General features: G+C 66.1%; 22 protein-coding genes, 1 tRNA gene and 1 other RNA gene. 18 read left to right on the top strand and 6 right to left on the bottom strand.

Annotated features, from left to right (window positions below; translation table 11 throughout):
* Positions 1-45: 45 nt before the first annotated feature.
* Positions 46-3,189, bottom strand: coding sequence for an efflux RND transporter permease subunit (locus A39O_RS35215; protein ID WP_020507554.1), 3,144 nt, complete (start codon positions 3,187-3,189; stop codon positions 46-48).
* The gene (locus A39O_RS35210) at positions 3,186-4,430 is read right to left on the bottom strand and encodes an efflux RND transporter periplasmic adaptor subunit (protein WP_020507553.1); all 1,245 of its coding nucleotides are present in this window, start codon (positions 4,428-4,430) and stop codon (positions 3,186-3,188) included. The genes A39O_RS35215 and A39O_RS35210 overlap by 4 nt, the downstream gene beginning before the upstream one ends.
* Before the next feature lie 173 nt (positions 4,431-4,603).
* On the opposite strand from A39O_RS35210, the gene A39O_RS0125810 reads away from it, so the two are divergent.
* On the top strand, positions 4,604-5,086 hold the full coding sequence (locus A39O_RS0125810; RefSeq protein WP_020507552.1) for a cyclic nucleotide-binding domain-containing protein: 483 nt from the start codon (positions 4,604-4,606) through the stop codon (positions 5,084-5,086).
* Here the strand turns inward: A39O_RS0125810 and A39O_RS0125805 are convergent.
* On the bottom strand, positions 5,052-6,113 hold the full coding sequence (locus A39O_RS0125805; protein WP_020507551.1) for a metallophosphoesterase: 1,062 nt from the start codon (positions 6,111-6,113) through the stop codon (positions 5,052-5,054). The genes A39O_RS0125810 and A39O_RS0125805 overlap by 35 nt on opposite strands.
* Positions 6,114-6,444: 331 nt before the next feature.
* On the opposite strand from A39O_RS0125805, the gene A39O_RS0125800 reads away from it, so the two are divergent.
* The 12 genes from A39O_RS0125800 (at position 6,445) to minE (ending at position 16,509) form a co-directional block, all read left to right on the top strand.
* Positions 6,445-7,554 (top strand): DUF262 domain-containing protein, encoded by a 1,110-nt coding sequence (locus tag A39O_RS0125800; RefSeq protein ID WP_020507550.1) that lies wholly within the window; start codon positions 6,445-6,447, stop codon positions 7,552-7,554.
* Positions 7,544-8,689, top strand: coding sequence for an AAA family ATPase (locus tag A39O_RS0125795; RefSeq protein WP_211211732.1), 1,146 nt, complete (start codon positions 7,544-7,546; stop codon positions 8,687-8,689). Before A39O_RS0125800 ends, A39O_RS0125795 begins: the two co-directional genes overlap by 11 nt.
* 232 nt (positions 8,690-8,921) lie before the next feature.
* Positions 8,922-10,127 (top strand): NACHT domain-containing protein, encoded by a 1,206-nt coding sequence (locus A39O_RS0125790; RefSeq protein WP_020507548.1) that lies wholly within the window; start codon positions 8,922-8,924, stop codon positions 10,125-10,127.
* Positions 10,084-10,473, top strand: a complete 390-nt coding sequence (locus A39O_RS0125785) for a hypothetical protein (RefSeq protein WP_020507547.1) — start codon at positions 10,084-10,086, stop codon at positions 10,471-10,473. Before A39O_RS0125790 ends, A39O_RS0125785 begins: the two co-directional genes overlap by 44 nt.
* 455 nt (positions 10,474-10,928) lie before the next feature.
* Positions 10,929-11,025, top strand: an RNA gene (gene ffs / locus A39O_RS39330) — signal recognition particle sRNA small type.
* Between the two features lie 180 nt (positions 11,026-11,205).
* A complete protein-coding gene (gene dnaX, locus A39O_RS0125780) occupies positions 11,206-12,930 on the top strand; it encodes a DNA polymerase III subunit gamma/tau (RefSeq protein ID WP_020507545.1) in 1,725 nt (574 codons plus the stop codon).
* Between the two features lie 75 nt (positions 12,931-13,005).
* Entirely contained in the window at positions 13,006-13,323 is a 318-nt protein-coding gene (locus A39O_RS0125775) for a YbaB/EbfC family nucleoid-associated protein (protein ID WP_020507544.1), read from the top strand.
* Between the two features lie 58 nt (positions 13,324-13,381).
* Positions 13,382-13,978: a recombination mediator RecR gene (gene recR / locus A39O_RS0125770; RefSeq protein WP_020507543.1), complete on the top strand. Its 597-nt coding sequence runs from the start codon at positions 13,382-13,384 to the stop codon at positions 13,976-13,978.
* A gap of 74 nt (positions 13,979-14,052) precedes the next feature.
* On the top strand, positions 14,053-14,397 hold the full coding sequence (locus tag A39O_RS0125765; RefSeq protein ID WP_020507542.1) for a histidine triad nucleotide-binding protein: 345 nt from the start codon (positions 14,053-14,055) through the stop codon (positions 14,395-14,397).
* 198 nt (positions 14,398-14,595) lie between these two features.
* Positions 14,596-15,363, top strand: a complete 768-nt coding sequence (minC, locus tag A39O_RS0125760) for a septum site-determining protein MinC (protein WP_020507541.1) — start codon at positions 14,596-14,598, stop codon at positions 15,361-15,363.
* A 63-nt stretch (positions 15,364-15,426) separates the two neighbouring features.
* Positions 15,427-16,236 carry a septum site-determining protein MinD gene (gene minD / locus A39O_RS0125755; protein WP_020507540.1) on the top strand — a complete coding sequence of 270 codons (810 nt, stop codon included), beginning with the start codon at positions 15,427-15,429 and terminating at the stop codon, positions 16,234-16,236.
* A gap of 3 nt (positions 16,237-16,239) precedes the next feature.
* A complete protein-coding gene (minE, locus tag A39O_RS0125750; protein WP_020507539.1) occupies positions 16,240-16,509 on the top strand; it encodes a cell division topological specificity factor MinE in 270 nt (89 codons plus the stop codon).
* A 46-nt stretch (positions 16,510-16,555) separates the two neighbouring features.
* Here the strand turns inward: minE and A39O_RS0125745 are convergent, their stop codons facing one another.
* Positions 16,556-16,942: a DUF3775 domain-containing protein gene (locus tag A39O_RS0125745; RefSeq protein WP_020507538.1), complete on the bottom strand. Its 387-nt coding sequence runs from the start codon at positions 16,940-16,942 to the stop codon at positions 16,556-16,558.
* 372 nt (positions 16,943-17,314) lie between these two features.
* Here A39O_RS0125745 and A39O_RS0125740 point away from each other — a divergent pair, with 372 nt between their 5' ends.
* The 3 genes from A39O_RS0125740 to A39O_RS0125730 all read left to right on the top strand — a co-directional run bounded on the left by A39O_RS0125740 (position 17,315) and on the right by A39O_RS0125730 (position 19,813).
* Positions 17,315-18,121, top strand: coding sequence for a M48 family metallopeptidase (locus A39O_RS0125740; RefSeq protein ID WP_020507537.1), 807 nt, complete (start codon positions 17,315-17,317; stop codon positions 18,119-18,121).
* A gap of 81 nt (positions 18,122-18,202) precedes the next feature.
* Complete coding sequence (locus tag A39O_RS0125735) at positions 18,203-19,675, top strand: c-type cytochrome (protein WP_051088886.1); 1,473 nt, start codon at positions 18,203-18,205, stop codon at positions 19,673-19,675.
* A 61-nt stretch (positions 19,676-19,736) separates the two neighbouring features.
* Positions 19,737-19,813, top strand: a tRNA-Met gene (locus tag A39O_RS0125730).
* Positions 19,814-20,030: 217 nt separating this feature from the next.
* Here the strand turns inward: A39O_RS0125730 and A39O_RS37135 are convergent.
* On the bottom strand, positions 20,031-20,435 hold the full coding sequence (locus A39O_RS37135; RefSeq protein WP_020507535.1) for a hypothetical protein: 405 nt from the start codon (positions 20,433-20,435) through the stop codon (positions 20,031-20,033).
* A 141-nt stretch (positions 20,436-20,576) separates the two neighbouring features.
* Here A39O_RS37135 and A39O_RS0125720 point away from each other — a divergent pair, with 141 nt between their 5' ends.
* Together A39O_RS0125720 and A39O_RS39325 are read left to right on the top strand one after the other, a co-directional pair.
* Positions 20,577-20,780: a hypothetical protein gene (locus tag A39O_RS0125720; RefSeq protein ID WP_020507534.1), complete on the top strand. Its 204-nt coding sequence runs from the start codon at positions 20,577-20,579 to the stop codon at positions 20,778-20,780.
* A gap of 121 nt (positions 20,781-20,901) precedes the next feature.
* Positions 20,902-21,075: a BrnT family toxin gene (locus A39O_RS39325; RefSeq protein WP_020507533.1), complete on the top strand. Its 174-nt coding sequence runs from the start codon at positions 20,902-20,904 to the stop codon at positions 21,073-21,075.
* Positions 21,076-21,108: 33 nt separating this feature from the next.
* On the opposite strand, the gene A39O_RS0125710 is transcribed toward A39O_RS39325, so the two are convergent.
* Positions 21,109-21,370: transposase (locus A39O_RS0125710; RefSeq protein WP_020507532.1), on the bottom strand; the 262-nt coding region annotated here is incomplete at its 5' end.

The following is a 21,370-nucleotide window of genomic DNA, read 5'->3' as shown; positions in this document are numbered from 1 at the left end:
TTGATCATCCTTGCGGCCGGCGGGGCTCGTCTGGCTTCGGGTGTCTCAGGCCCCCGTCTCCGGCGCCGGTTGCGGCGTGAACCAGCCAGTGATCCGCGCCTGGGCCGACTCATGCAGCGAGAGCAATGCCGGCGTGAAAATGAGCACCAGCACGGTGGCAAAGGTGATGCCGAAGGCGAGCGAGACCGCCATCGGAATGAGAAACTGCGCCTGGAGGCTGGTCTCGAAGATCAGCGGACCCAGGCCGACGACGGTGGTGGCGGAGGTCAAGAGCATGGCGCGCAGGCGCGAGCAGGCGGCTTCTTCCAGGGCGTGGTCGACGTCCAGACCGGTGGTGCGCAGTTCCTGGTACATGCTGACCAGGATGATGGCGTTGTTCACCACGATGCCGGCCAGGCCGAAGAGGCCGAACATCGACAGCAGGGTCAGGTCGATCCCCAGAATCCAGTGACCGAAGATGGCGCCGATCAGTCCCAACGGGATGGCGGTCATGACCACCAGCGGCCAGCCCCAGGAGGAGAAGACCGCGGCCAGGATGAGATAGATCAGCCCGAGGCCGATGTAGAGTCCCAGCCGCATGTCCCCGAGGGTCTCGCGCTGATCGGCGGCGCGGCCCTCGAAGCTGTAGCTGATCCCGTAACGTTCCACCAGATCCGGCAGCAGGTCGCGCTCCAGCGCCTGGTTGACCCCATCAGGGGTGTTGAGCGCCCGGTTGATGTCGGCCGAGACCTCAACCGCCAGGCGGCCATTGGCATGGCGCAGGGCCTCGAAGCCGCGTCGGCTCTCCCAGTCGGCCACCGTGTCCAGCGGCACGAATTCACCGCTCGGCACGCGGATGTTCAGTTGCTCCAGGGCGTCGAGACGGGTGCGCTCATGCCGCGGCAGCAGCACCCGTACTTCCAATTCGTCCTGACCGACCTGCACCAGTTGCGCAAGATAGCCGTCGAAGGCGGCGCGCAATTGCCGGCCCAGCAGTTCCGTGGTGACGCCCAGTGACTGACCGGCGGGGGAGACCCGGTAGATCAGTTGCTCGCGGCCGAAGGGCATGTCGTCCACCATGTCCGACACGCCGGGGATCGTTTCCAGTCCTTGAGCCAGGTCCAGGGCGGCGGACTTGAGCCGGTGGGCATCGTCGCCGACGAGCCGCACCGTGAGGTCCCGGCCGGGTGGGCCGGAGCGGCGCGAGGAAATGACCAGGCTTTCGATGCCGGCCGGCACCTTGAGTTGCGCGCGCCACGCGGCGAGGAGGGTCTCATTGCGCACCGTGCGGTCCTCGGACGGGACCAGTTGGACCAGCAGCGAGGCGAGTTGATCGCCGCGTGCCCCGGCGCCCACATCCACCGCCACGGTGGCGCCCAGGCGCGCGACCGCCGCCTCGACCAGGCCGCCGCCCAGTTCGCGCTCGGCCGCGCGCAGGCCATTCTCCATCTCCCGCAGGAACGCGGCGCTCTGGTCGCGCGGGGTCCCGGCGACAAAGGTGGCATTGGCGAAGACGATCTGCGCTTCCGGCGTGGGGAAGAAGACGAAGGCGATGCGCCCGCCCGCCAGCAATCCGACCGACAGGATCATCAGCACGGCCACCGCGCTGACCGTGGTCCAGCGCCAGCGCAGCGAGGCCACGACCACCGGTCGGTACAGGTGGTCGCGGAAGTAATCGAACCCCGCATCCACGCGCTTGCGCCACTGCGGCGTCACCTGCTGCACCTGATGGCTGAAGGCCGAGCGCAGATGCGCCGGCATGATCAGGAAGACCTCCATCAGCGAGGCCATCAGCACCATGATGGCAACGAACGGGATGTCTCCCAGGATGTTGCCCATGATCCCGCCGACCAACATCAGCGGCAGGAAGGCGGCGATGGTGGTCAGAGCGGAGCCGACCACCGGCCAGAACATCCGTTTGGCGCCGGCGATGGCGGCCTCCGCCGGGGGCAGGCCCATGCGGAAGCGCGACTCGGCGTATTCGCCGATGACGATGGCATCGTCGTCGATCACACCCAGGGTGAGCAGCAGCGCGAACAGACTCATCATGTTGATGGTGCCGCCGAAGGCCCACAGCAGCGTCAGTGCCAGCAGATAGGCGGTGGGGATGCCCATCGCGACCCAGAGCGCGACGCGGCCGGGCAGAAAGATGAACAGCAGGATCAGCACCAGGGTGAAGCCCTGCAGGCCGTTGTCGACCAGGAGGTCGATGCGGTCGCGGATGAGCTGCCAGGACTCGTCGAAGACCGTGAGCTGAATCGACGGCGGCAGCGTCGGACGGGTGTCCGCGAGCCAGGCGTTGAAGCGTTCGGCGGCGCGCAGCGAGTGGCCGGATTCGGCGCGCTGGATCAGCAGTTCCACCGTGACGGCGCCGTGGGAGCGGGCGCGTTCGGTCTCCACCTCGGTGAGGGTCAGGGCCGCGGGGCGAGCCTCGCGCACGATGGTTGCGACATCACCCAGGCGCACCAGACCGCGGTCGTCGCTGGCGATATTGAGATCCTCGAAGGCCAGCGGGTCGCGGCGTTGCTCCAGACCCCGCAGTTCGCGCGCCCCGTCCGCCTCGCCGGCGAGGCCGGAGGGCAGATCCTGGGCGAGACGGCCGACTTGCTGGCCGATGCCGTCCAGTGACAGCCCCAGCGTCTCGAGCGTGCGGCCGGGGACCTCGATGGCGATGCGTTCCTCCGGCAGACCGGAGATGTCGACCCGATCGATGCCGCGGGCCAGGAGTTCGCGTTCGAACTGGCGGACCCAGGGACGCACGTCGGCCAGACTCGGCCCCGAGACCAGGACGCGCGCCACTGGTTCATAGCGAGAGATGCGGCTGACCTGCGGGGTCTCGGCGTCCTTGGGCAGGTTGCGGAATTCGTCCACGCGCTGTCGCACCTGATCCAGGGCGAGCAGGGCGTCGGTGTTCTCCTTGAGTTCCAGGGACAGGTTGGCGATGCCCTGGGTGGCGGTCGAGGTCATCTTTTTCAGCCCATCGACCGTCTTCAGACGTTCCTCGAAAGGGATGATGATGCCGTTCTCGACATCCTCGGCGGAGGCGCCGCTCCACACCACCCGCACCGAAATGATGTCCAGTGCGAAGTTCGGGAAGAATTGGATGTTCATCCGTGTCAGGGCGATTGCGCCCAGCGCGAACACCAACACGGTCAGCAGGTTGGCGAGCAGTTTGTGGCGCGCGAAGACGGTGATCAGACCGCGCTTCATGGCATGTGCTCCGCGCGCTCGGCAGTCGCGCTGCCGATCGGGGGCTGGGCGGCGGCGGTCTTGCGCTCCGGCACTTCCTGGACTTTGAGTCCGTCCACCGCATTGGGCAGGTGGGTGATCATCACCCTGGTGCCGGGACCCAGACCCGCGGCGCGGACCAGGACCTCGCTGGCCCCGTGCTCCATGACTTCACCGACCCGCTCGACCGTGATGCCCTGCAACCGTCCCTCGTTGACCGCGAAGACCCGCGCCCCGCCGTTGAGGGCGGCGAAGGGCAGGGCGATGGTGTCCGGCATGGCCGGGCGCTGAAGGACCAGGTCGACGAAGGCCCCCAGCGGCAGGTCGGAACCGGGTTCCACTTTCAGCAGGGCATCGACCCCACGGGCGTCGGCCTCGCCGGCGAGGCGCGCCAAGACCGCCGAGAAGGGCCGACCCGCGTGGTTGGCGCGGGCGGTCAGGCGCTGCCCGGCTGCCAGCGCGGCGCGCAGTTCTTCGCCGCGGCTGCCCGGAATCTTGGCCCGCAGATACAGGCCATCCACCGGATAGAGCGTGAGGATGGTTTGGTTGGGTTGCAGTTGATCTCCGGCGCCCGCCTCGACCGTACCGATGCGAGCGTCGAACGGCGCCTTGATCTGCGCCCGGGCGGCGTCGCGTTCGGCCTCGGCCAGCTTGGCCTCGAGCGAGGCCAGGCGCGCCGGGTGTTCGGCGATCGCCTGCTCCCGTAAGGTCACCGCCAGCCGGGTGCGCGCGAGCTGCTCGCGCGCCAGATCCACGTCGCTGGCGGTGCCGAGCTTCTGGGACTGGACCTTCTCCGACCGTCCCAAGGCCGCCTCGGCCAGGGCCAGCAGCGCACGTTCCTGCTCCAGTGCCTGGCGGTCGTGGGTGAGTCGCAGTTGCTCTCTGGTCAGTTCGGCACGCGCCTGAGCCAGTCGCGGTTCCAGGTCCGCCGGGTCCAGCCGGGCGAGGAGGTCACCCTGGGCGACCAGATCGCCGTCGCGCACCCGCACTTCAAGCAAACGACCCGCCACCGGGGCGGCGGCCCGCACGCGGTCCGGCGCTTCCACCCGACCGAACAGATTGAGCACCGGACTGTGCACGGCGGGGGTCACGGTCACTGTCTCCACCCGCCAGACGCGCTCCTGGGGCACCACCGGATCGGGCTTGGGACGGGTCGCCTTCAGGGCGACAAAACCGCCAATGCCTAAGGCCAGAATCAGGAGAGGGAGGAGTTTTCGCAGCATGACGGGGACGAGGTTCCGGAAAGATAGCAGCAAGGTGGGGGGCGCGCGGCGGAGCGCAACCCGCGCGGCCCAGGATCGCCGTGGCAGGTGCGCTCACGGTCACAGAAAACAAATAAAATAGGTATATGATGATATAATGATATCGCGTGTTGTAACCAACGAGGAGCAGTCTGATGAACGAGATTGACGACTTTAGTTGTCTGCGCAAGTCACCCTTGAGCGAAGGATTGACCGACGTGCAGTTGCGTGCCCTGACCGGGATCACCTGCTGCCGCCGTCTGAAGGACCACGAGGTTCTGATCGAGGAAGGCAAGGTCGACAACAAGCTGCACGTCATCACCGAGGGCGCGGTGGCCGTGACTCGGGATCTCGGCAAGGGCGAGTACATCACCATCCACGTCCTGCACACGGGGGATATGGCGGGGGAGATGGGTTTCGTCAGCGGTCGACCGCACTCCGCGACGTTGCGCTCATTGGGCCAGACGCAGGTGTGCAGTTTCGAACGTGCGGCCTTCGAAGACTTGCTGCCGGAGCACCCGTGGATGGTCTATCGGGTGATGCAGAACATCGTCGAGGTCGGACATGACATCCTGCGGCGGATGAACGCCCAGTATGTCGAGCTCACCAAGTACGTGACCCGCTCTCACGGCTACTGAGCAGCGGCGATCGTGCCGCGCCGTCGGCCCGCCGCAGGTGGTGGATGGTGACCTCCGGCGGGCAATTGAAGCGCGCCGGGACGATGCTGCTCCCGGCCCCAGGCGAGGTGTAGCCGCGCAACTGCCGCCACCGCCAGGGGCCGTTGCGCAGGAAGCGGGGCACCTGCGTGTGCGAGATCAGTGCGAACCCGCCGGGCAGACAGATCTGGCCGCCGTGGGTATGGCCGCACAGCATCAGGTCGAAGCCCAGGCTGGCCGCGGCGCCATAGGGCTCCGGGGAGTGCGCCAGCAGAATCGAGGGAGCGTCCGGCGGCACCTGTGCCGTGGCCGCCTCCAGATTGTGGGTGGCGTAGCGGTTGGGGTCGTCGATGCCGGCCAGGTGCAGGTGTTGGCCGCCGCGCTCGATGATCAGGGACTCGTTCATCAGGACGCGGATGCCCAGTGACTCGATTCCGGGGACCATCTCGATCAGGTCATGGTTGCCGAGCGTGGCATAGACGGGTCCGCGCAGGTGGCGGCGCAGTTGCGCGAGGGCGGACAGCGCCGGTTCGCAGGGTCCGACCGCCCAGGCCCGATAGTCCCCGGTGAGGACGCACAGGTCGTACTCCAGGAGGCGGACGCGCGCGATGATGGCCGCGAGGATGGCCGCGTCCAGATCCAGATGCAGATCGGTGAGGTGCAGCAGGCGCAATCCCTCGAAGGGGGCCGGGAGACCGGCAATCGGCACCTCATGCTCGACCAGACGCATCCTGGTCGCGTTGCGCAGTCCGCGGGCACGCATGCCGCTGCCGCGCAGGCTGAGTTCGATGGCGATGTGGGTCCGGCGGTAACGCTCGATTCCAAGCATGCGGAAGCGGCGCTCGCCGATGCTATCCAGATAATCCTGCTCCAGGCCCCGACGCATCCGCAGCAGGGCCGACCCGACACGTCCGACCAGCGGATCGGCCGGCGCGGCGTCGTGCTGTACCGCCGCGCCGCCGCCTGCGAGCTCGGCGGCGGTATCGTCGGGAGAGTTTCTTACCTTCACTTCAATCCGCGCACTCCACCGCGTCAGGGGTCGGCCACCGCGGTTCGGTTTGGATCTGCCGGGCCACAGCCCAAGGGCGTAAACCTGTCGCGTTTCGCTTCACTTTACAGCGCGACCGGGCAAGCGGTCCATTCGTAAGCATCCTTACGCCGTCTGAATCTGCGGGGAAAGTGAGATCCTCGATCACGCCGAGGCGCCGGCCTCGCTCCGTTCGGGACCGCTGCCATAACCGTGCACCGCCCGTTGGCGAGCGTCGCCGCGGTTTGCGCGCCCCATGCCGCGCGTTACTATCCGCCACCAGACACCGCGAGCCTGACCGTGAGGGGCCTTCATGATCGAGACAGAAGACGACGCACCCGCCGACGGCGCGGAAGGTCTGGAGGGCTATGAGGCATCCCCGTCCGGCAGTCTGGACGGCTATCCACTCGACGAACTGGCGATTCGCGACGAGCGCCGCACGGCGGAGGACGTGGTTCGTCGCATCGAGCAGGGTCGCTTCGTCATGGACCCGGATTTTCAGCGCGGCTTCGTCTGGGATACGGGCAAACAGAGCCGTCTTATTGAATCCATCCTGATGCGCATCCCCTTGCCCGTGTTCTACGTGGCGGAGGATGCCAAAGGGCGCCTGATCGTCGTCGACGGCCGGCAGCGGCTGACCACCCTGCAGCGTTTTTTGAATGGGGAACTGAAGCTCGAGTTGAAGGGTCGTTCGGATCTCGATGGTAAGGCAATCTCTAATCTCGATGTGCGCTTGCAGAATCGCGTTCAAGACTGTCAGCTCCTCTTTTACATCATCGACCATGCGGTGCCGGAACGCGCGCGGCTGGATATTTTCGAGCGCGTCAACGGCGGCGAGGTGCTCACCCGCCAGCAGATGCGCAATGCCATCTATAACGGTCCAGCGACGCTGCTGTTACGCGAAGAGGCGGAGTCCGACCTGTTCCGCGAGGCGACTGGGGGCAGCCTCAAGCCCGGCAAGATGCAGGACCGGGAGCTGGTCAATCGCTTCTGCTCCTTCGACCTGTTGCCGTTGGAGACCTATCGCGGCGACATGGACGAATGGCTGGCGGCCAGTCTGAAACTGCTCAATCAAGCCGACGATGTGACGCGACACGGGGTCCGCCAGCGCTTGCGTCGTGGGCTTCGTAATAATCTATTGACTTTCAAGCAACATGCATTCCGCAAGTTGCCGAGGGCCGGCAGCAGTCGGCGCAGCCTGATCAACGCATCCTTGTTCGATGTAATGAGCACGGGCCTTGCGCGTTACGACGAAGACTTGGTCCGCTCACGCAAGGCGGCACTTAAGCAGGCGTTGCACGCGTGCTTGCAAGACGAAACCTTCCAGCGGGCCATTACCTACGGACCCAATACGCCAAAGGAGGTGCGTACGCGCTTTGAGATCGGCCACGGCATGCTGCAGGATGTGCTCGGTGCTCAGTAGTCTCGGGATTGATGGGTTCAAGTGTTTCGATCGGGTTAGGTTGCGCCTGGCCCCGCTGACGCTGCTCGCCGGGGTCAATGGCGGCGGCAAGTCATCGGTGATCCAGACCCTGGTGCTGCTTCACCAGAGCATGGTCTGCCGGGAGTGGAGCCGCGGTCTGCTGCTGGAAGGCCCGGAGCTGGCCTTAGGCACCGCGGCGGATGTGCTCAATCAGGTCGTGGGCGCACGCCACTTGCAGTTTCATCTGGAGACGGCGCGGGTCGATGGCGGGAGCGAGTCGGTGAGCTGGTCATTCGAGGCGACCGACCGCCGGGCGCTCGCCATCGCGTTGCACGCGGTCTTGTTGGATGGCGTCAAGCAATCCCTGGACGGCCCGATCCGTTGGCTGCTGCCGGAGCGAGTCGCCGGCGCGTCCGTGACCATCGACAAGCTCCGGCGGCTCGCCTGGCTGACCGCCGAGCGTAGCGGTCCGCGTGAGGTCTATCCACTGCGCGACGCCGACGGACATGCCGGCGTCGGCCACCGCGGCGAGCTCGCCGCCGGTCTAATGTACTGGCGGGAAACGGACGAGGTATCGCCGGTGCTGTGCGTACCCGAAGTGCCGCCGACCCTGTTCCACCAGACCCGGGCGCAGATGCAGCGGGTCTTCCCCGGCTGCGATTTCCGCGTCTCCGCCATCGACGGGGCGAGCGCACTGACCCTGCGCTTTCGCACCGACCCGCGGGCGGACTTTCAGCGACCACAGAACGTCGGCTTCGGCCTGACCCAGGTGTTTCCGATCGTCGTGGCCCTGCTGGCGGCTCGCCCGGGCGACCTGATCCTGGTCGAGAACCCCGAGGTGCATCTGCATCCGGCGGCCCAGCAGCAGCTTGGCGGCTTGGCGGCCCGGGTCGCGGCAAGCGGCGTGCAACTGATCGTGGAGACCCACTCCGACCATGTCCTGAACGGCGTGCGGCTGGCGGTGAAGCGGGGGGAAATCGAACCTGACGCGGTGGCGGTGCATTTCTTCGGCGCAAGCCCGCCCGGCGGCTCGGTTGCGCCGGTATCGCCGCAGATCGACCGGGACGGGCGTCTGGATCAATGGCCCGACGGGTTTTTCGATCAGCTCGACCTGGCACTCTCCGAGCTGCTGTAGGTCCGCACATGCCGGATGGCGCCTGTATTTCCGCCCGGAGCGCACGGAGACCGGCCCACTGGTGCTGATCGGCTATCTCGGTCCACACCTGCCAACCGTACACTTCGACGGATGAAGAAAGCGAATCCCCGCCGGAACACAGGGCCAGCGTCCCGGCCCAGCGGCGCTGCGGATAGGTGCTCGGTGTACGGGTGACGATGGGCAAACACAGGCTGAAGCAGCGGGGGGCACGATGGAATGGATTGCGACCTTGGGTACCTGGCTCACCGGGCGTTGGGCGGGCCTGCTCGACTGGCTGGATAGGCCGGAGGTGTTCGATGACCTGATGACCGGCCTGTTGGCCACTGTCGGCGGGGCTTGCGTGGTATGGCTCGGCGTGCAGTTGAGGCGCGGACTCGGCGGATTCCCGACAAGGCTGCGGAGCCTGCTCGGTTGGCGTCAGGCTGACGCCCTGGAGACCGCGCTTGTGGCCTACCGGCAACGCCTCGTCGCGGATGCACTGACCATCCGTCACGCCTGGATGAAGCAGGATCAGTGCCTTGGCGACATCCTGGTGCCGGTCGCGGTCGAGACTGCGGCGGACACCGGCATCGAGCAGTTGCCGACGGCGCTCCGGGCGCTGTTCGCAATGTCGCGCGATGACCCGCAGGCCCCGGCGCCGCGCGTGGTGGTGCTCGGCGGCCCCGGCACGGGCAAGAGCGTCGCGCTGCGCCTCATCGCCCGCGACGCCTGGGATTTGCCCCGCCGCGAACCGATTGGGACCGACCGCGGCGGCTGGGTGCCGGTGCGTTTCAGCTTCGCGGATCTGCGCGATGTGGGCTTCGACCTCCCCGCGGCAGTGGCCGCGGGGCTCGACCGTGGCGGGCTGGTGTTGCCGGCCCCATCTGGAACGGTGCCCACTGACACCTTCGCGGCCTGGGCGAGGACCGCGCTGGCGGAGGGCCGTCTGCTGGTGCTGATCGACGGACTCGACGCGCTCGACCGGGACGCCCGGGCCCAGGCCGCCCGCGCGGTGAATCAGGCCATCGCCGCCTGGCCGCACAGCGCCTTCGTCGTCAGTTGTCGCACCGCCGCCTGGCACGACCAGCTCGAGACCCCGCACCGTGCCGTGCTGCGCATGGCCCCACTGCACGCGGCGGCGGTGCGCCAGTTTGTGCGCCGCTGGCGGTTCGATGCGCCCAAGTCGGCCGAGGAACTGCAGGGCGTCATCAACCGCCAGCCCCACGTCGCCGCGCTGGCCGTCAACCCGCTGATGCTCACCATTGTTATTGTTGCTGACGCTCCTGCTTGGGAACTCCCTGGCGACCCGTTCGTTGGGATGGGGCGATCTCGGCGTACCCTGGTCTTCGATGGTAATCGTGACTTGGCTCGTGCTGGGTGCTGTGGCCGGCTTTGTGCTCGCCCGCATTACGCACCAAGTTATCGGCGGCACCCTTGAACTTACTGCACTGGGTGCAGCGTTTCCGATAGCTGCACTCGATTTCATCGCAGACGAGCTTTTCAGGAAGGTGAGGGGATCTAATGGCAACAAAGTGATAGCCACAAGCGACACGGCCATCTACATTACCCTGTTCGTCGTCACCCCCGCAGGTAACTTGACGCATCTCCTGCTGGGACTGCTGCCTATTGTGGCTCTTCTGGTGTTGTTGCAGACGATTCAGTCCCTGACCCATCCCGCCGTGCCCAGCAGGGCCACCGGAGAACTCGTCAGATGGCTGCACGAGTCAGGTAAGATCCGCCGCGCCGTCTCGCTAGCCCGGAAGCGAGAGCGCAATCCGGGATAGATCTGGCCTCGGGGCGACAGGCAGCGGGCATCGATCCGTCTCGACCCGACGCGTGGGGCGCCCGACCCGGCAGTGCAGCGAGGCGACCTCCCATGCCGTACCGCCGCCACCTTCTCCTTACGGCGGCGGTCGCGTCCGGTCCGGGACGCGAGCCATGCTATGGTCGAGACTTTAGCCGGACCAGGGCCGCGCAGACGCGATGTCGACCGGCTAAAGCCTCGACCTCCAGTTTTCTTGATGTCGACCGGCTTCGGGCGACGCGGCGGCGGGACTCAAGCCCCCGCCCGTCGCGATGCCGGAGCTGGACCTGATGCGCGAGATGTTGTGCCGCGGCGCCGACGGACCGATCCGGTTTGTCATGCCGAGTGGTCTTTGTTACTCTGCGTGCCGAGCGCGGGGTGACCCGCAGACTCGGTCCGACTCGGCGGTCCGCGCGCTTGATCAATGGTGGTCGGCGTCGGTCCCCCCGCGACGCAAAACCGTGAACCCGGTCAGGCCTGGAAGGGAGCAGCCGCAGCGGTGGAAGCGGGCGCCGGGGTGTGGCTGGCGCAGGCCGCCGCCCCTCATGCGGGTTCGGCCATTCGCCGATCCCGACGGATCAATGCCGAACGGTTGCGGCAGGCTTGCCGTGCTGTCGCGGCGTTGGATCATAGTCCCCGCGGTACGCGCCGGTCACGCATCGGTTAAACTGCGCCCCAATCACCGTTCAACCCGGCTTTGCCCCTACCGCGCATGACCTATCAGGTGCTCGCCCGTAAATGGCGCCCCAAGTCGTTCGCCGACATGGTGGGGCAGCAGCATGTGGTGCGCGCGCTCAGCAACGCGCTGGATCGGGATCAACTCCACCACGCCTATTTGTTCACCGGCACCCGCGGGGTCGGCAAGACCACCTTGGCGCGGATTCTCTCCAAGGCGCTCAACTGCGAACAGGGTGTGAGTTCGACGCCCTGCGGAGTCTGCGCGTCCTGCCGGGAGGTCGATGAGGGACGCTTCGTCGACCTGCTGGAAGTGGATGCGGCCTCCCGCACCAAGGTGGATCAGACCCGCGAACTGCTGGAGAACGTTCCTTACGCGCCGGCCTGCGGCCGCTACAAGGTGTATCTCATCGACGAGGTGCACATGTTCTCCAACAGCAGTTTCAACGCGCTGCTGAAGACCCTGGAGGAGCCGCCGCCCCATGTGAAGTTCCTCCTCGCCACCACGGACCCGCAGAAGGTACCGGCCACGGTGTTGTCGCGCTGTCTCCAGTTCAATCTGCGGCGGCTGCTGCCCGAGGAGATACGCGCCCGTCTTCAGTTCGTGCTCGAGACCGAGGGTCTCGCGTTCGAGACCGGCGCACTCGCGCTCCTGGCACGGGCCGCGGACGGCAGTATGCGCGATGGCTTGAGCCTGCTCGATCAGGCGATCGCCTACGGCGGCGGCCGGGTGATCGAGACCGAGGTGCGCGCCATGCTCGGGAGCGTGGGCGGCGATCTGGCCTTCAACCTGCTGGAGGCCCTGGCCGACGCCGACGGGGAGCGCGTGTTGGCGGAGGTGGAGCGGTTCGGCGCCCTGACCCCCGATTTCAGCGAGGTGCTGCGCGAGTTGATCGGCCTGCTGCACCGCCTGGCCCTGTTCCAGCAGGTCCCGGCGACGGTTCCGGCGGATGACCCGGAGCGTGCGCGCATCGCGGACTTGGCCGAGCGTCTCGCGCCGGCCGACTTGCAGCTCTACTACCAGGTCGCACTGACCGGTCAGCCGGATCTGGCCTTGGCCCCGGACCCGCGCGCCGGACTGGAGATGGTCTTGCTGCGGGCCCTGGCGTTCCGGCCGGCCGAGGGCGCGCTGCAGCCGCCGGCCGCCGGAGCCGACCGTTCCGCGGCGGTGCGTGCGGCGCCGGCACGTCCGACCGGGTCGGCCGCCGGGCCGGCCCGTGGCCCTGAATCGGGCGGATCTTCAGCGATCGGTGGTGACCCTGCCGCCGGTGCGCCCGCGGAGCCGCCGGTGCGCGATCGGAGCGGTCCGCAACCGACCGGTCCGCGCCCGGCGCAGCAAATGAATTCTCCCGTGAGACCGGGTCCGGCGCCGCTCCTGACCGGCACGGCCGACTGGCACGCGCTGGTGGATCGACTGGGGGTCGGCGGTATCGCCAGCCAGCTTGCCCATCATTGCGGATTCATCGGGTTGGGTGAGGGTCGGCTGACCCTGAACCTGGACCCGACCGCTGAGCAACTGCGCTCCCCGGGAACGGAAGAACGCCTGCGCGCCGCGCTCGAGTCCGTCCTGGGCGGTCCGCTCCGACTGGAGATTCAGGTCGTCCGGCCCAATGACGAGACCCCGGCGCAGCGGCGTACGCGCGAACAGGACGAACGTGTGCAGTCAGCCCAGACGGCGCTGGCAGCCGACCCGGCGGCGACGCGTCTGCGTGATCAATTCGACGGCCAGTGGGTGCCGGGCTCGATCGAGCCCCTTGACTGACTGGTCTTTTTTGCGTCAACCCGGCGAGCTGGCCGCAGGGCTGCCACCGCCACTGCTGGAGGTACGATTGTGAAGATGGGACTCGGCGATCTCATGAAGAAGGCCCAGAAGATGCAGGAGGACATGAAGCAGGCCCAGGAGCGGCTGGCACAGGAGGAGGTGGTTGGTGAGTCCGGCGGCGGTATGGTCAAGATCACCCTGAACGGCAAATACGAGGTCAGGCGGGTGGAGATCGACCCGTCACTGATGAGTGACGACAAGGAAATGCTGGAGGACCTGATCGCCGCTGCCTTCAATGGGGCGGCTCAGCGCGTCGCTGAGAAAGCAAAGGAAAATATGGCTGAATTGACCGCCGGCTTGCCTTTGCCCCCAGGCTTCAAGCTGCCGTTCTAGGCGCCGGCGCGTGCTCCCAGCCGATTCACCCAACCTGATCTGACTACCGGGCACGACCATGGCCGAGCGTACCCTGCTCAATCAACTGATCGACGCCCTGCGCTGTCAGCCGGGGGTCGGCCCCAAGTCAGCGCAACGCATCGCGTTTCACCTGTTGGAACGCGACCGGGAGGGCGGGAGCCGGCTGGCGCGGATCATGGCGGAAGCCATGACCCGCATCCAGCGCTGCGGTCGCTGCCGGACCTTGAGCGAGCACGCGTTATGCGGGCTCTGTGCCAACCCGAACCGCGATCCCGGCGTATTGTGCGTGGTCGAGCAGCCCGCGGAGATCGTTGCCATCGAGCAGGCCACCGATTACTGCGGCCTCTATTACGTTCTTGGTGGTCGGCTCTCCCCGTTGAGCGGGATCGGTCCTGAGGAGTTGGGGCTGGATGACCTGGAGGCGCGGTTGCGCGAGGGCGAGATCAAAGAAGTGATTCTGGCCATCAGTCCCACGGTGGAAGGCAGCGTCACCGCCCAGTACATCGCCGAATCCGCCCGCGGGATCGACGTCAAGGTGACGCGGATCGCACACGGGGTCCCGTTGGGCGGCGAGTTGGAGCACGTGGACGGCGGCACCCTGGCACTGGCGTTCTCCGGGCGGCGCGGGCTCTAAGCCGCGCGGCCAGGCACAATCGGCCGGCCGCTCAAGATTAACCGAGTCTCACTCACACGGAGATCATCTGATCAATGACCGACACCATCTTCGGCAAAATTGCCCGGGGTGAGATCCCCGCCGACCTGATCTACGAGGATGAGGACTGCGTCGCTTTCCGCGACATCAGCCCGCAGGCACCGGTCCATATCCTCATCATCCCGCGCAAGTCGATTCCGACGCTCGATCATGCGCAACCGCAAGACGCTGAGTTGATCGGCAAGCTGTTCCTGGCCGCCGCCGCGGTGGCGCGGCAGGTCGGGATCGCCGACAACGGTTACCGCACGGTTGTCAACTGTAACGCGGCGGGGGGGCAGACCGTGTTTCATCTCCATGTGCACCTCCTGGGCGGACGGTCTCTGGGGTGGCCGCCCGGATGAGGCGAAGAATCTTTGCGGTTGTAAGCGCATCGGCACTATCCCGTTGCCGGCTAAGCGGTTAGCATTGCGACCCTACCAGTGCCGTTGCTTCGGCCGCCGCCAGGTCCCAAGTGCGGCCAGCCTCGCAGAGACCGGACTTTAACCGACGCCGACAAGAACAGGAGAGCGAGGGGGTCATCGACCTCCGTGCCCAGATCCATGGCAGTGAATTCCAGATCGTCAGGGGGCGAGGCGTCCCCCGCATTCGAACTCAAAGCGGCGGGTTTCACCCTGCCGATCATCCGTTTGCTGGACGGCAATATGGAGGCGGTCGCCGAACAGCTCGGCGTCAAGGTCGAGCAGGCGCCGGACTTCTTTCGTAATGCCCCGGTCGTGATCGACTTGACGGTCTATCCGGACGGTGCCGGGGAGGTCGAGTTCCCGTCGCTGGTCGGCCTGCTGCGCGGTTACGGGATGATCCCGTTTGGCGTGCGCGGCGGGACCAAGGCACAAAACGTCGCGGCGGAGGGCATGGAGTTGGCCATCCTCGGCGATGCCTTCATCCGCTCGCCCAAACCCGCCGGCGGAGCGGCCAATCAGTCCGTCAGCGGCGGCGCGGACCCCGGTGCCGGGGGGCAAGACCCTGGCCATGGGAGTACGATCAACGGCACGCTGGTGACCCGGCCGGTGCGCTCGGGGCAGCGCGTCTACGCGGCCGGAGGCGATCTGTCCGTGATTGCTTCCGTGAGTTCAGGTGCCGAGGTGATGGCCGATGGCAACATTCATTGTTACGGCCCCCTGCGCGGACGCGCGCTGGCGGGCGCCCGGGGTAATACCGAGGCACGGATTTTCTGCTCTGACCTCCAGGCCGAGTTGGTCTCGGTGGCTGGTCACTATCGCGTCAGTGAGAACATTCCCGCCGACCTGCGCGGCGTGCCGGTGCAAGTTTACCTGGACCAGAAAATTCTGCGGATCGAGAAGATTTGATGCGCAAACGGCGGGCCATCGGTCCGGCCGGTCCCCGCAATACCCGAAGAGGAGATTCGTAACTTGGCGAGAATTATCGTAATCACGTCGGGCAAGGGCGGGGTCGGCAAGACGACGACCGCCGCCGCCCTCGCCATGGGTCTGGCCCAGCGGGGCAGCCGCACCGCCGTCATCGACTTCGACGTCGGACTGCGTAACCTGGATTTGATCATGGGTTGCGAGCGGCGGGTGGTCTACGACTTCGTCAACGTGATCAACCATGAGGCCAATCTCAATCAGGCCCTGATCCGCGACAAGCGCTGCGACAATCTGTATGTGCTGCCCGCCTCCCAAACCCGCGACAAAGATGCCCTGACCAAGGAGGGGGTCGGACGGGTGCTCGATGAGCTGTCCCAGGGCTTCGACTTCATCGTCTGCGACTCGCCGGCCGGCATCGAGCACGGTGCCACCATGGCCATGTACTATGCGGATGATGCGGTCGTGGTGACCAATCCGGAGGTCTCGTCGGTGCGTGATTCGGACCGGATGCTCGGCATTCTCGCCAGCAAATCCAGGCGTGCCGAGTCCAATGAGGAGCCGATCCGCGAGTTCCTGCTGCTGACCCGCTATGACGCGACGCGGGTCGACAATGGCGAGATGCTGAGCGTCAAGGACGTGCAGGACATCCTGTCGCTCAATCTGTTGGGTGTGATTCCCGAGTCCAAGGCAGTGCTCAACGCCTCCAACGCCGGTGTCCCGGTGATCCTGGACCGGGAGAGTGACGCGGGCTTGGCCTATGGTGACGCGGTGGGTCGGTACCTCGGGGAAGACCTGCCGCACCGCTTTGTCAACGCGGAGAAAAAGGGCTTCTTCAGCCGCTTGTTCGGAGGATAAGCCATGGGTCTTCTCGACTATTTCCGCAGCTCTCAGCCCAAGGGCTCGGCGAACGTGGCCAAGGAACGGCTGCAGATTCTGGTCGCCCATGACCGGGCGGAGCGCCATCGCCCGTCGTATCTGCCCAATCTCCAGCGGGAGATTCTGGAAGTCATTCGCAAGTACGTGGATGTGGATATGAATGCGGTCTCGGTCAATTACGAGCAGGAAGAGACCCACGAGGTGTTGGAGCTGAATATCGTGCTGCCGGACACGGTGCGCAACCGGGCCTGAAATGGCCCGATCGACCTGCATCAGGCGTTCAGCACTGGTCGTCGGGTCAATCCTGGCAGGAATAACCGTGGGCGATCAGCCCCTCTTCCAGGTCGTCCGAGACCATGGGGTGGGCGAGCAGGTAGGCGGCGGCCCGTACCGAGTAGTCACCGATGGCGTCGTCGACCGCGCTTTCCCAGTCCTCCAGAGCGTAGTCGCCGCGTCCGATCCACATCAGCGCCACCAGCTCCGCCCGCTGCCGCTGATTCATCTGGCCGATGGACTCGATGAGTTCGATGAGGGTGTAGTCACCGCTGTGGTCTGCCAGGACTTGCAGTGCCCAGTCCTCCGTAGGGCTTGAGGGCGTCTCCGGGATCACCACCTCCTCTTTGGCCTGGAACTCGCGGGCCTTGGCGATGATGTAGCAGATCGAATCGAGCGGGATGTGCAACATGGTCTGGATGCTCCTCAATAATTCCCAAGGATTCCAAGGGACTCCCAGGAGTCGGCCGGCGCGTGGCCGTCGCGGACCCAGGTCTGAATTCCGGACTGACAGTGTACTCCAGCGTACTGCGATCGTCGCCTGGCCGGCGGCCGGAGACGCCACTCGGGCCGCTGTCCGCGGCAGCGGCGGCGGCGGCGGGCGGAACCGATGACAGGATGTTCCTGCCATCGCCTGAGGCGATTTCCGACAATTTGGATACCGGTCAGTGTAGGCGCGACTTCAGTCGCACCTGCATCCGAGCCGATGGCGGGTGGTATGCGGTGTTCCGGAAATCACCTAAGATGACCAATCGGGGTAATTTATTGGGTCCAGGAGTCCAGTATGTTCAAGTGCACCCTTCTTTACGGTGTCGCACTCCTGGTGACGGTCCTGGTGCTTCAGGGCTGCGCCTCGGCTCCCGAGACCGGGCGGCGACAGTTGTTGATGATCGACTCGGCCCGGGAGGCGCAACTGGGTTTGAGCGCATTCGAGAAGACCAAGCGCGAGACGCCCATCGCGCGGAACCGGCAGGCGAATGCGCAACTCCAAAGCGTCGGTCGTCGGATCGCGCGGGTGGCGAAGGTGCCGAACGCCCGCTGGGAGTTCGTCCTGTTCGATGACAAGGCGCCCAACGCCTTCGCCCTGCCCGGCGGCAAGGTTGGGGTCAATACCGGCATCCTGCCCATCACGCGGGACGAGACCGGTCTGGCGACCGTAGTGGCGCATGAGATCGCCCATGTCAGCGCCCGTCACGGTGCTGAGCGAATGTCACAAGGCATGGCGATGCAGGTGGGCGGTGCGATCCTGTCCGCGGCGCTGGGTGCCTCCGGCTACGGGGGAGCGACTCAGGATCTGGCGATGCAGGCCTATGGCGTGGTTGGTCAGGTGGGGGTGCTGCTGCCCTATTCGCGGACCCAGGAGTCCGAGGCGGACCGCATCGGTCTGCTGTACATGGCCCGGGCCGGATATGATCCGCGCGAGGCGGTCGCCTTCTGGCAGCGCTTTCAAGCCTACAACAGTCGCCGGGGCGGCGGCGGTTCGCTGGAGTTTCTGAGCACGCACCCGCTGGATGCGAAACGCATTGCCCAACTCAAGGCACATCTGCCGCAGGCGCTGGCCGAGTATCGGAAGGCCGGGGGTCAGGGTTGAGCGACTGATGATGGCGCTGTCGCAGCGTTGCGCGGACGCAAGCGCTTGACCGCGGCTGATCCGCGCCCCAGCTCCAGCGCGATGCGTCCGTACCCAGGTCCGTCACCGGCCCAGGCTCCCCGGCGGTGGCGGCCGGCCGTGCTGCTGGCGTCCCTGGTTCTTCTCGGTTGTGATTCCGGCGACCCTGAAACCGCGTCGGTCGCGGGGCAAACCGTCTATCGGTCCGCGGTGGGTCCGGTGCCCGCTTACCCGCAACGTCCGGGTGACCCGGCCAAGGGCTACGATGCGCTGCTCAATCGCGCGGTGGTGACCTGCGGCTTCCCTTACAGCGGTTATGTGAAGGCGATCGGCTCCGTCAAGCGGGATGGCGGCCCCCAATTTCCGGGGCGCACCGGGCGCAATGCGGCATTGCCCTATATGCTGACCGCGTATCAGTCGGCTGCCGGGGTCGAGTTGGTCACCTCCAACTGTCTCACCTGTCACGCCGCGATCTTCGACGGTCAACTGGTCATGGGTCTGGGTAATGCCTTCCTGGACATGACTCAGGACCCGCTGGTCGCGGTCGAGTCCGCCGGGTCCTACGTGACGGGTCGGGCCGCACGGGCCGAGTGGCGGCGCTGGGCGGATCGTCTCGGCACGCTGTCCGACTACATGATGACCGACACCATCGGCGTGAACTCAGCCGGCAATCTGACAGCCGCGCTGATGGCGCATCGCGATCCCGAGACCCTGGCTTGGTCGGATCGCCCGCTGATCGAACCGCCGCCCAGGCAACCCCTGCCGGTCGCCGTGCCGCCCTGGTGGACACTGCGCAAGAAGCACGCGCTGTTCTACAGCGGGGAAGGGCGCGGGGATCATGCGCGTTTCATGATGCTGGTCGCAGCGATCTGTACCGACACGGTTGGGGAGGCCCGGGCAATCGACGCCTGGGCGCCCGATGTACGTGCTTACCTGGCCGGATTACCGTCGCCCAAGTACCCCTATGCGATCGATCGGTCGCTGGCTGAACGGGGTTACCCGGTCTTCCGTTCGCACTGCAAGCGCTGTCATGGGACCTACGCAGAGGATTGGCGCTACCCGAATCAGGTGGTTGCCCTGGGCAAGGTGGGGACGGATCCGGAGTTGGCGCGGGCCGGCTATGCCGACTCCGCGCGCTTGCGCGCCTGGTTTCAGCAGTCCTTCTACGGCGCCTTGTCCCAGGCCGCGCCGGCCTTGGGCTATGCGGCCCCGCCGTTGGATGCTGTCTGGGTCACCGCGCCCTATCTGCACAATGACTCGGTGCCGACCCTGGCGGCCTTGCTCGACAGCCGCGCGCGGCCGACTTACTGGCGCTTCAAGCGGACCGCCGGGGACCAACCGATCTACGACCGCGTGCAGGTCGGGTGGGATCATGAGGTCCTGACCGCGGGCAAGGCCGCGGCCATGAGTTGGGACGAGCGCAACCGCATCTACGACACTACCGGCAAAGGATACGGCAACCGGGGACATGCGTTCGGCGATGTCCTGTCGGCCGAACAACGGCGGGCACTGGTTGAGTATTTGAAGACCTTGTAGCGCGTATCGCGAAATAAAAGTTGCAGCACTGGGTGAGTTTCGCTATAGTGGGCGTCTCAGATGCGGGGTGGAGCAGTCTGGCAGCTCGTCGGGCTCATAACCCGAAGGTCGTAGGTTCAAATCCTGCCCCCGCTACCAAAACAGAACAAGGGCTTATCGGTGATTCCGGTAAGCCCTTTTTCTTTGCCCGGCATTTGCGGATGCGGATACCGACTGGGCTGCACACCGCCTGAAACCTTTGCCGCTAAATCCGCTTGGCGACCTGGGGTTCTATGGTACGCCGGCGCCGTCCGCCAGCGGCGGCAGTGTGGTCGGGGAAGCCCGCGGGTGGCTGGGGATGTGAGCGTCGGGCCGCTCATGGTCGCGCGCGCGGGGCGTCCGGCGCCGTGGCCTTACCGCTGCCGCGCCAGATCCCGGAGGTGTCCTGCTGCCAGGACTGCCCGCGGTTGGTCCCGGTGCCGCGCCAGATCCCGGAGGCGTCCTGTTGCCAGGACTGCCCGCGGTTGGTCCCGGTGCCGCGCCAAATGCCGGACGTGTCCTGTTGCCAGGACTGCCCGCGGTTGGTCCCGGTGCCGCGCCAAATGCCGGACGTGTCCTGTTGCCAGGACTGCCCGTGGTTGGCCCCGGTACCGCGCCAAATGCCGGACGTGTCCTGTTGCCAGGACCGGCCATGGGCCTCGTCCGGCAACCAGGGCGTTCGATCGGCCGCGGCTGCGGCGGCTGTCAGTACCGTGAGCAGGAGCCAACAACAGCGTTTCATCGCGTCCTCCCGGTGATGCAAAGATGGTCCGTGCGTTTCTTTCCGCAACAATTCATGCCCGGTTTCCCGTTAGACGAAAGTTGATGCGGCCGGCCAGTACCCCTGGCGCAGACCGCCGCGACATCCAAGACCAGTGCGAGCGTGCGCAACGCGACCACGCTCAGCCTCAGCCTGCCGGGTAACCCGCTCCTGGCGGCCGAGACGCCGACGGAACTGGCGGGTGTTGACCCGGCGATTGATGGGCGGTGGGTGGTGACCTCCTGCCTTCACGCGCTCAGTGATCAGGGCTGTAGCTGCACGGTCGATGCTGAGCAGACGCCAACGGTGCAGACGATGACGGCATGATCGGTATCGCAGTGTGAGGCCCGTCGCGGCGCCTTCGCCGCGGCAGGCGCGCGATTAGCGTGAAGTCAGCCCCAGCGTCCGTGGCTTGCTTTGGGTTGTTGCCGTATATACAATAACGCTGATGGACATCACTTTCGATCCTGCCAAAGACCGTCTGAACATCGCCAATCATGGGGTGTCGCTGGCCGTGGCAGCGGATCTGGAATGGAAGTTGATCCTGGTGAACGAAGACACGCGCGCGGCTTATGGCGAACGGCGGTTTGTCGGTTATGCGCCGATCGGCCAAACGATCTAGGCTCAATATAGGTTCCGGACTGTCCCCGAGTTGTTATGACACGAGCAATGCCAACAGCGGAGTCAGCAACCCTTTTCCGCGAATCCGTGTATTGTGGACGAACTGAAAGAAGCCCAAGTAGAGCGGTAATTTCTCCTGCGAGATCCCGCGATGGGGTCGCAGCCAGGAACGCAGCAATGACCAGAAGCCTTCCATCGTGTTGACATGGATCTCATGGAAGCCGTCACCGTCCTCGTCACGGGCATACTCCCCGCGGCTGTGGCAGACGGTTTTGTGTTCGTACCCCCACTCTGTC

It is taken from the genome of Lamprocystis purpurea DSM 4197 (assembly GCF_000379525.1).
Lineage (GTDB): Bacteria > Pseudomonadota > Gammaproteobacteria > Chromatiales > Chromatiaceae > Thiodictyon > Thiodictyon purpureum.
This window is presented reverse-complemented; position numbering and strand designations above follow the sequence as displayed.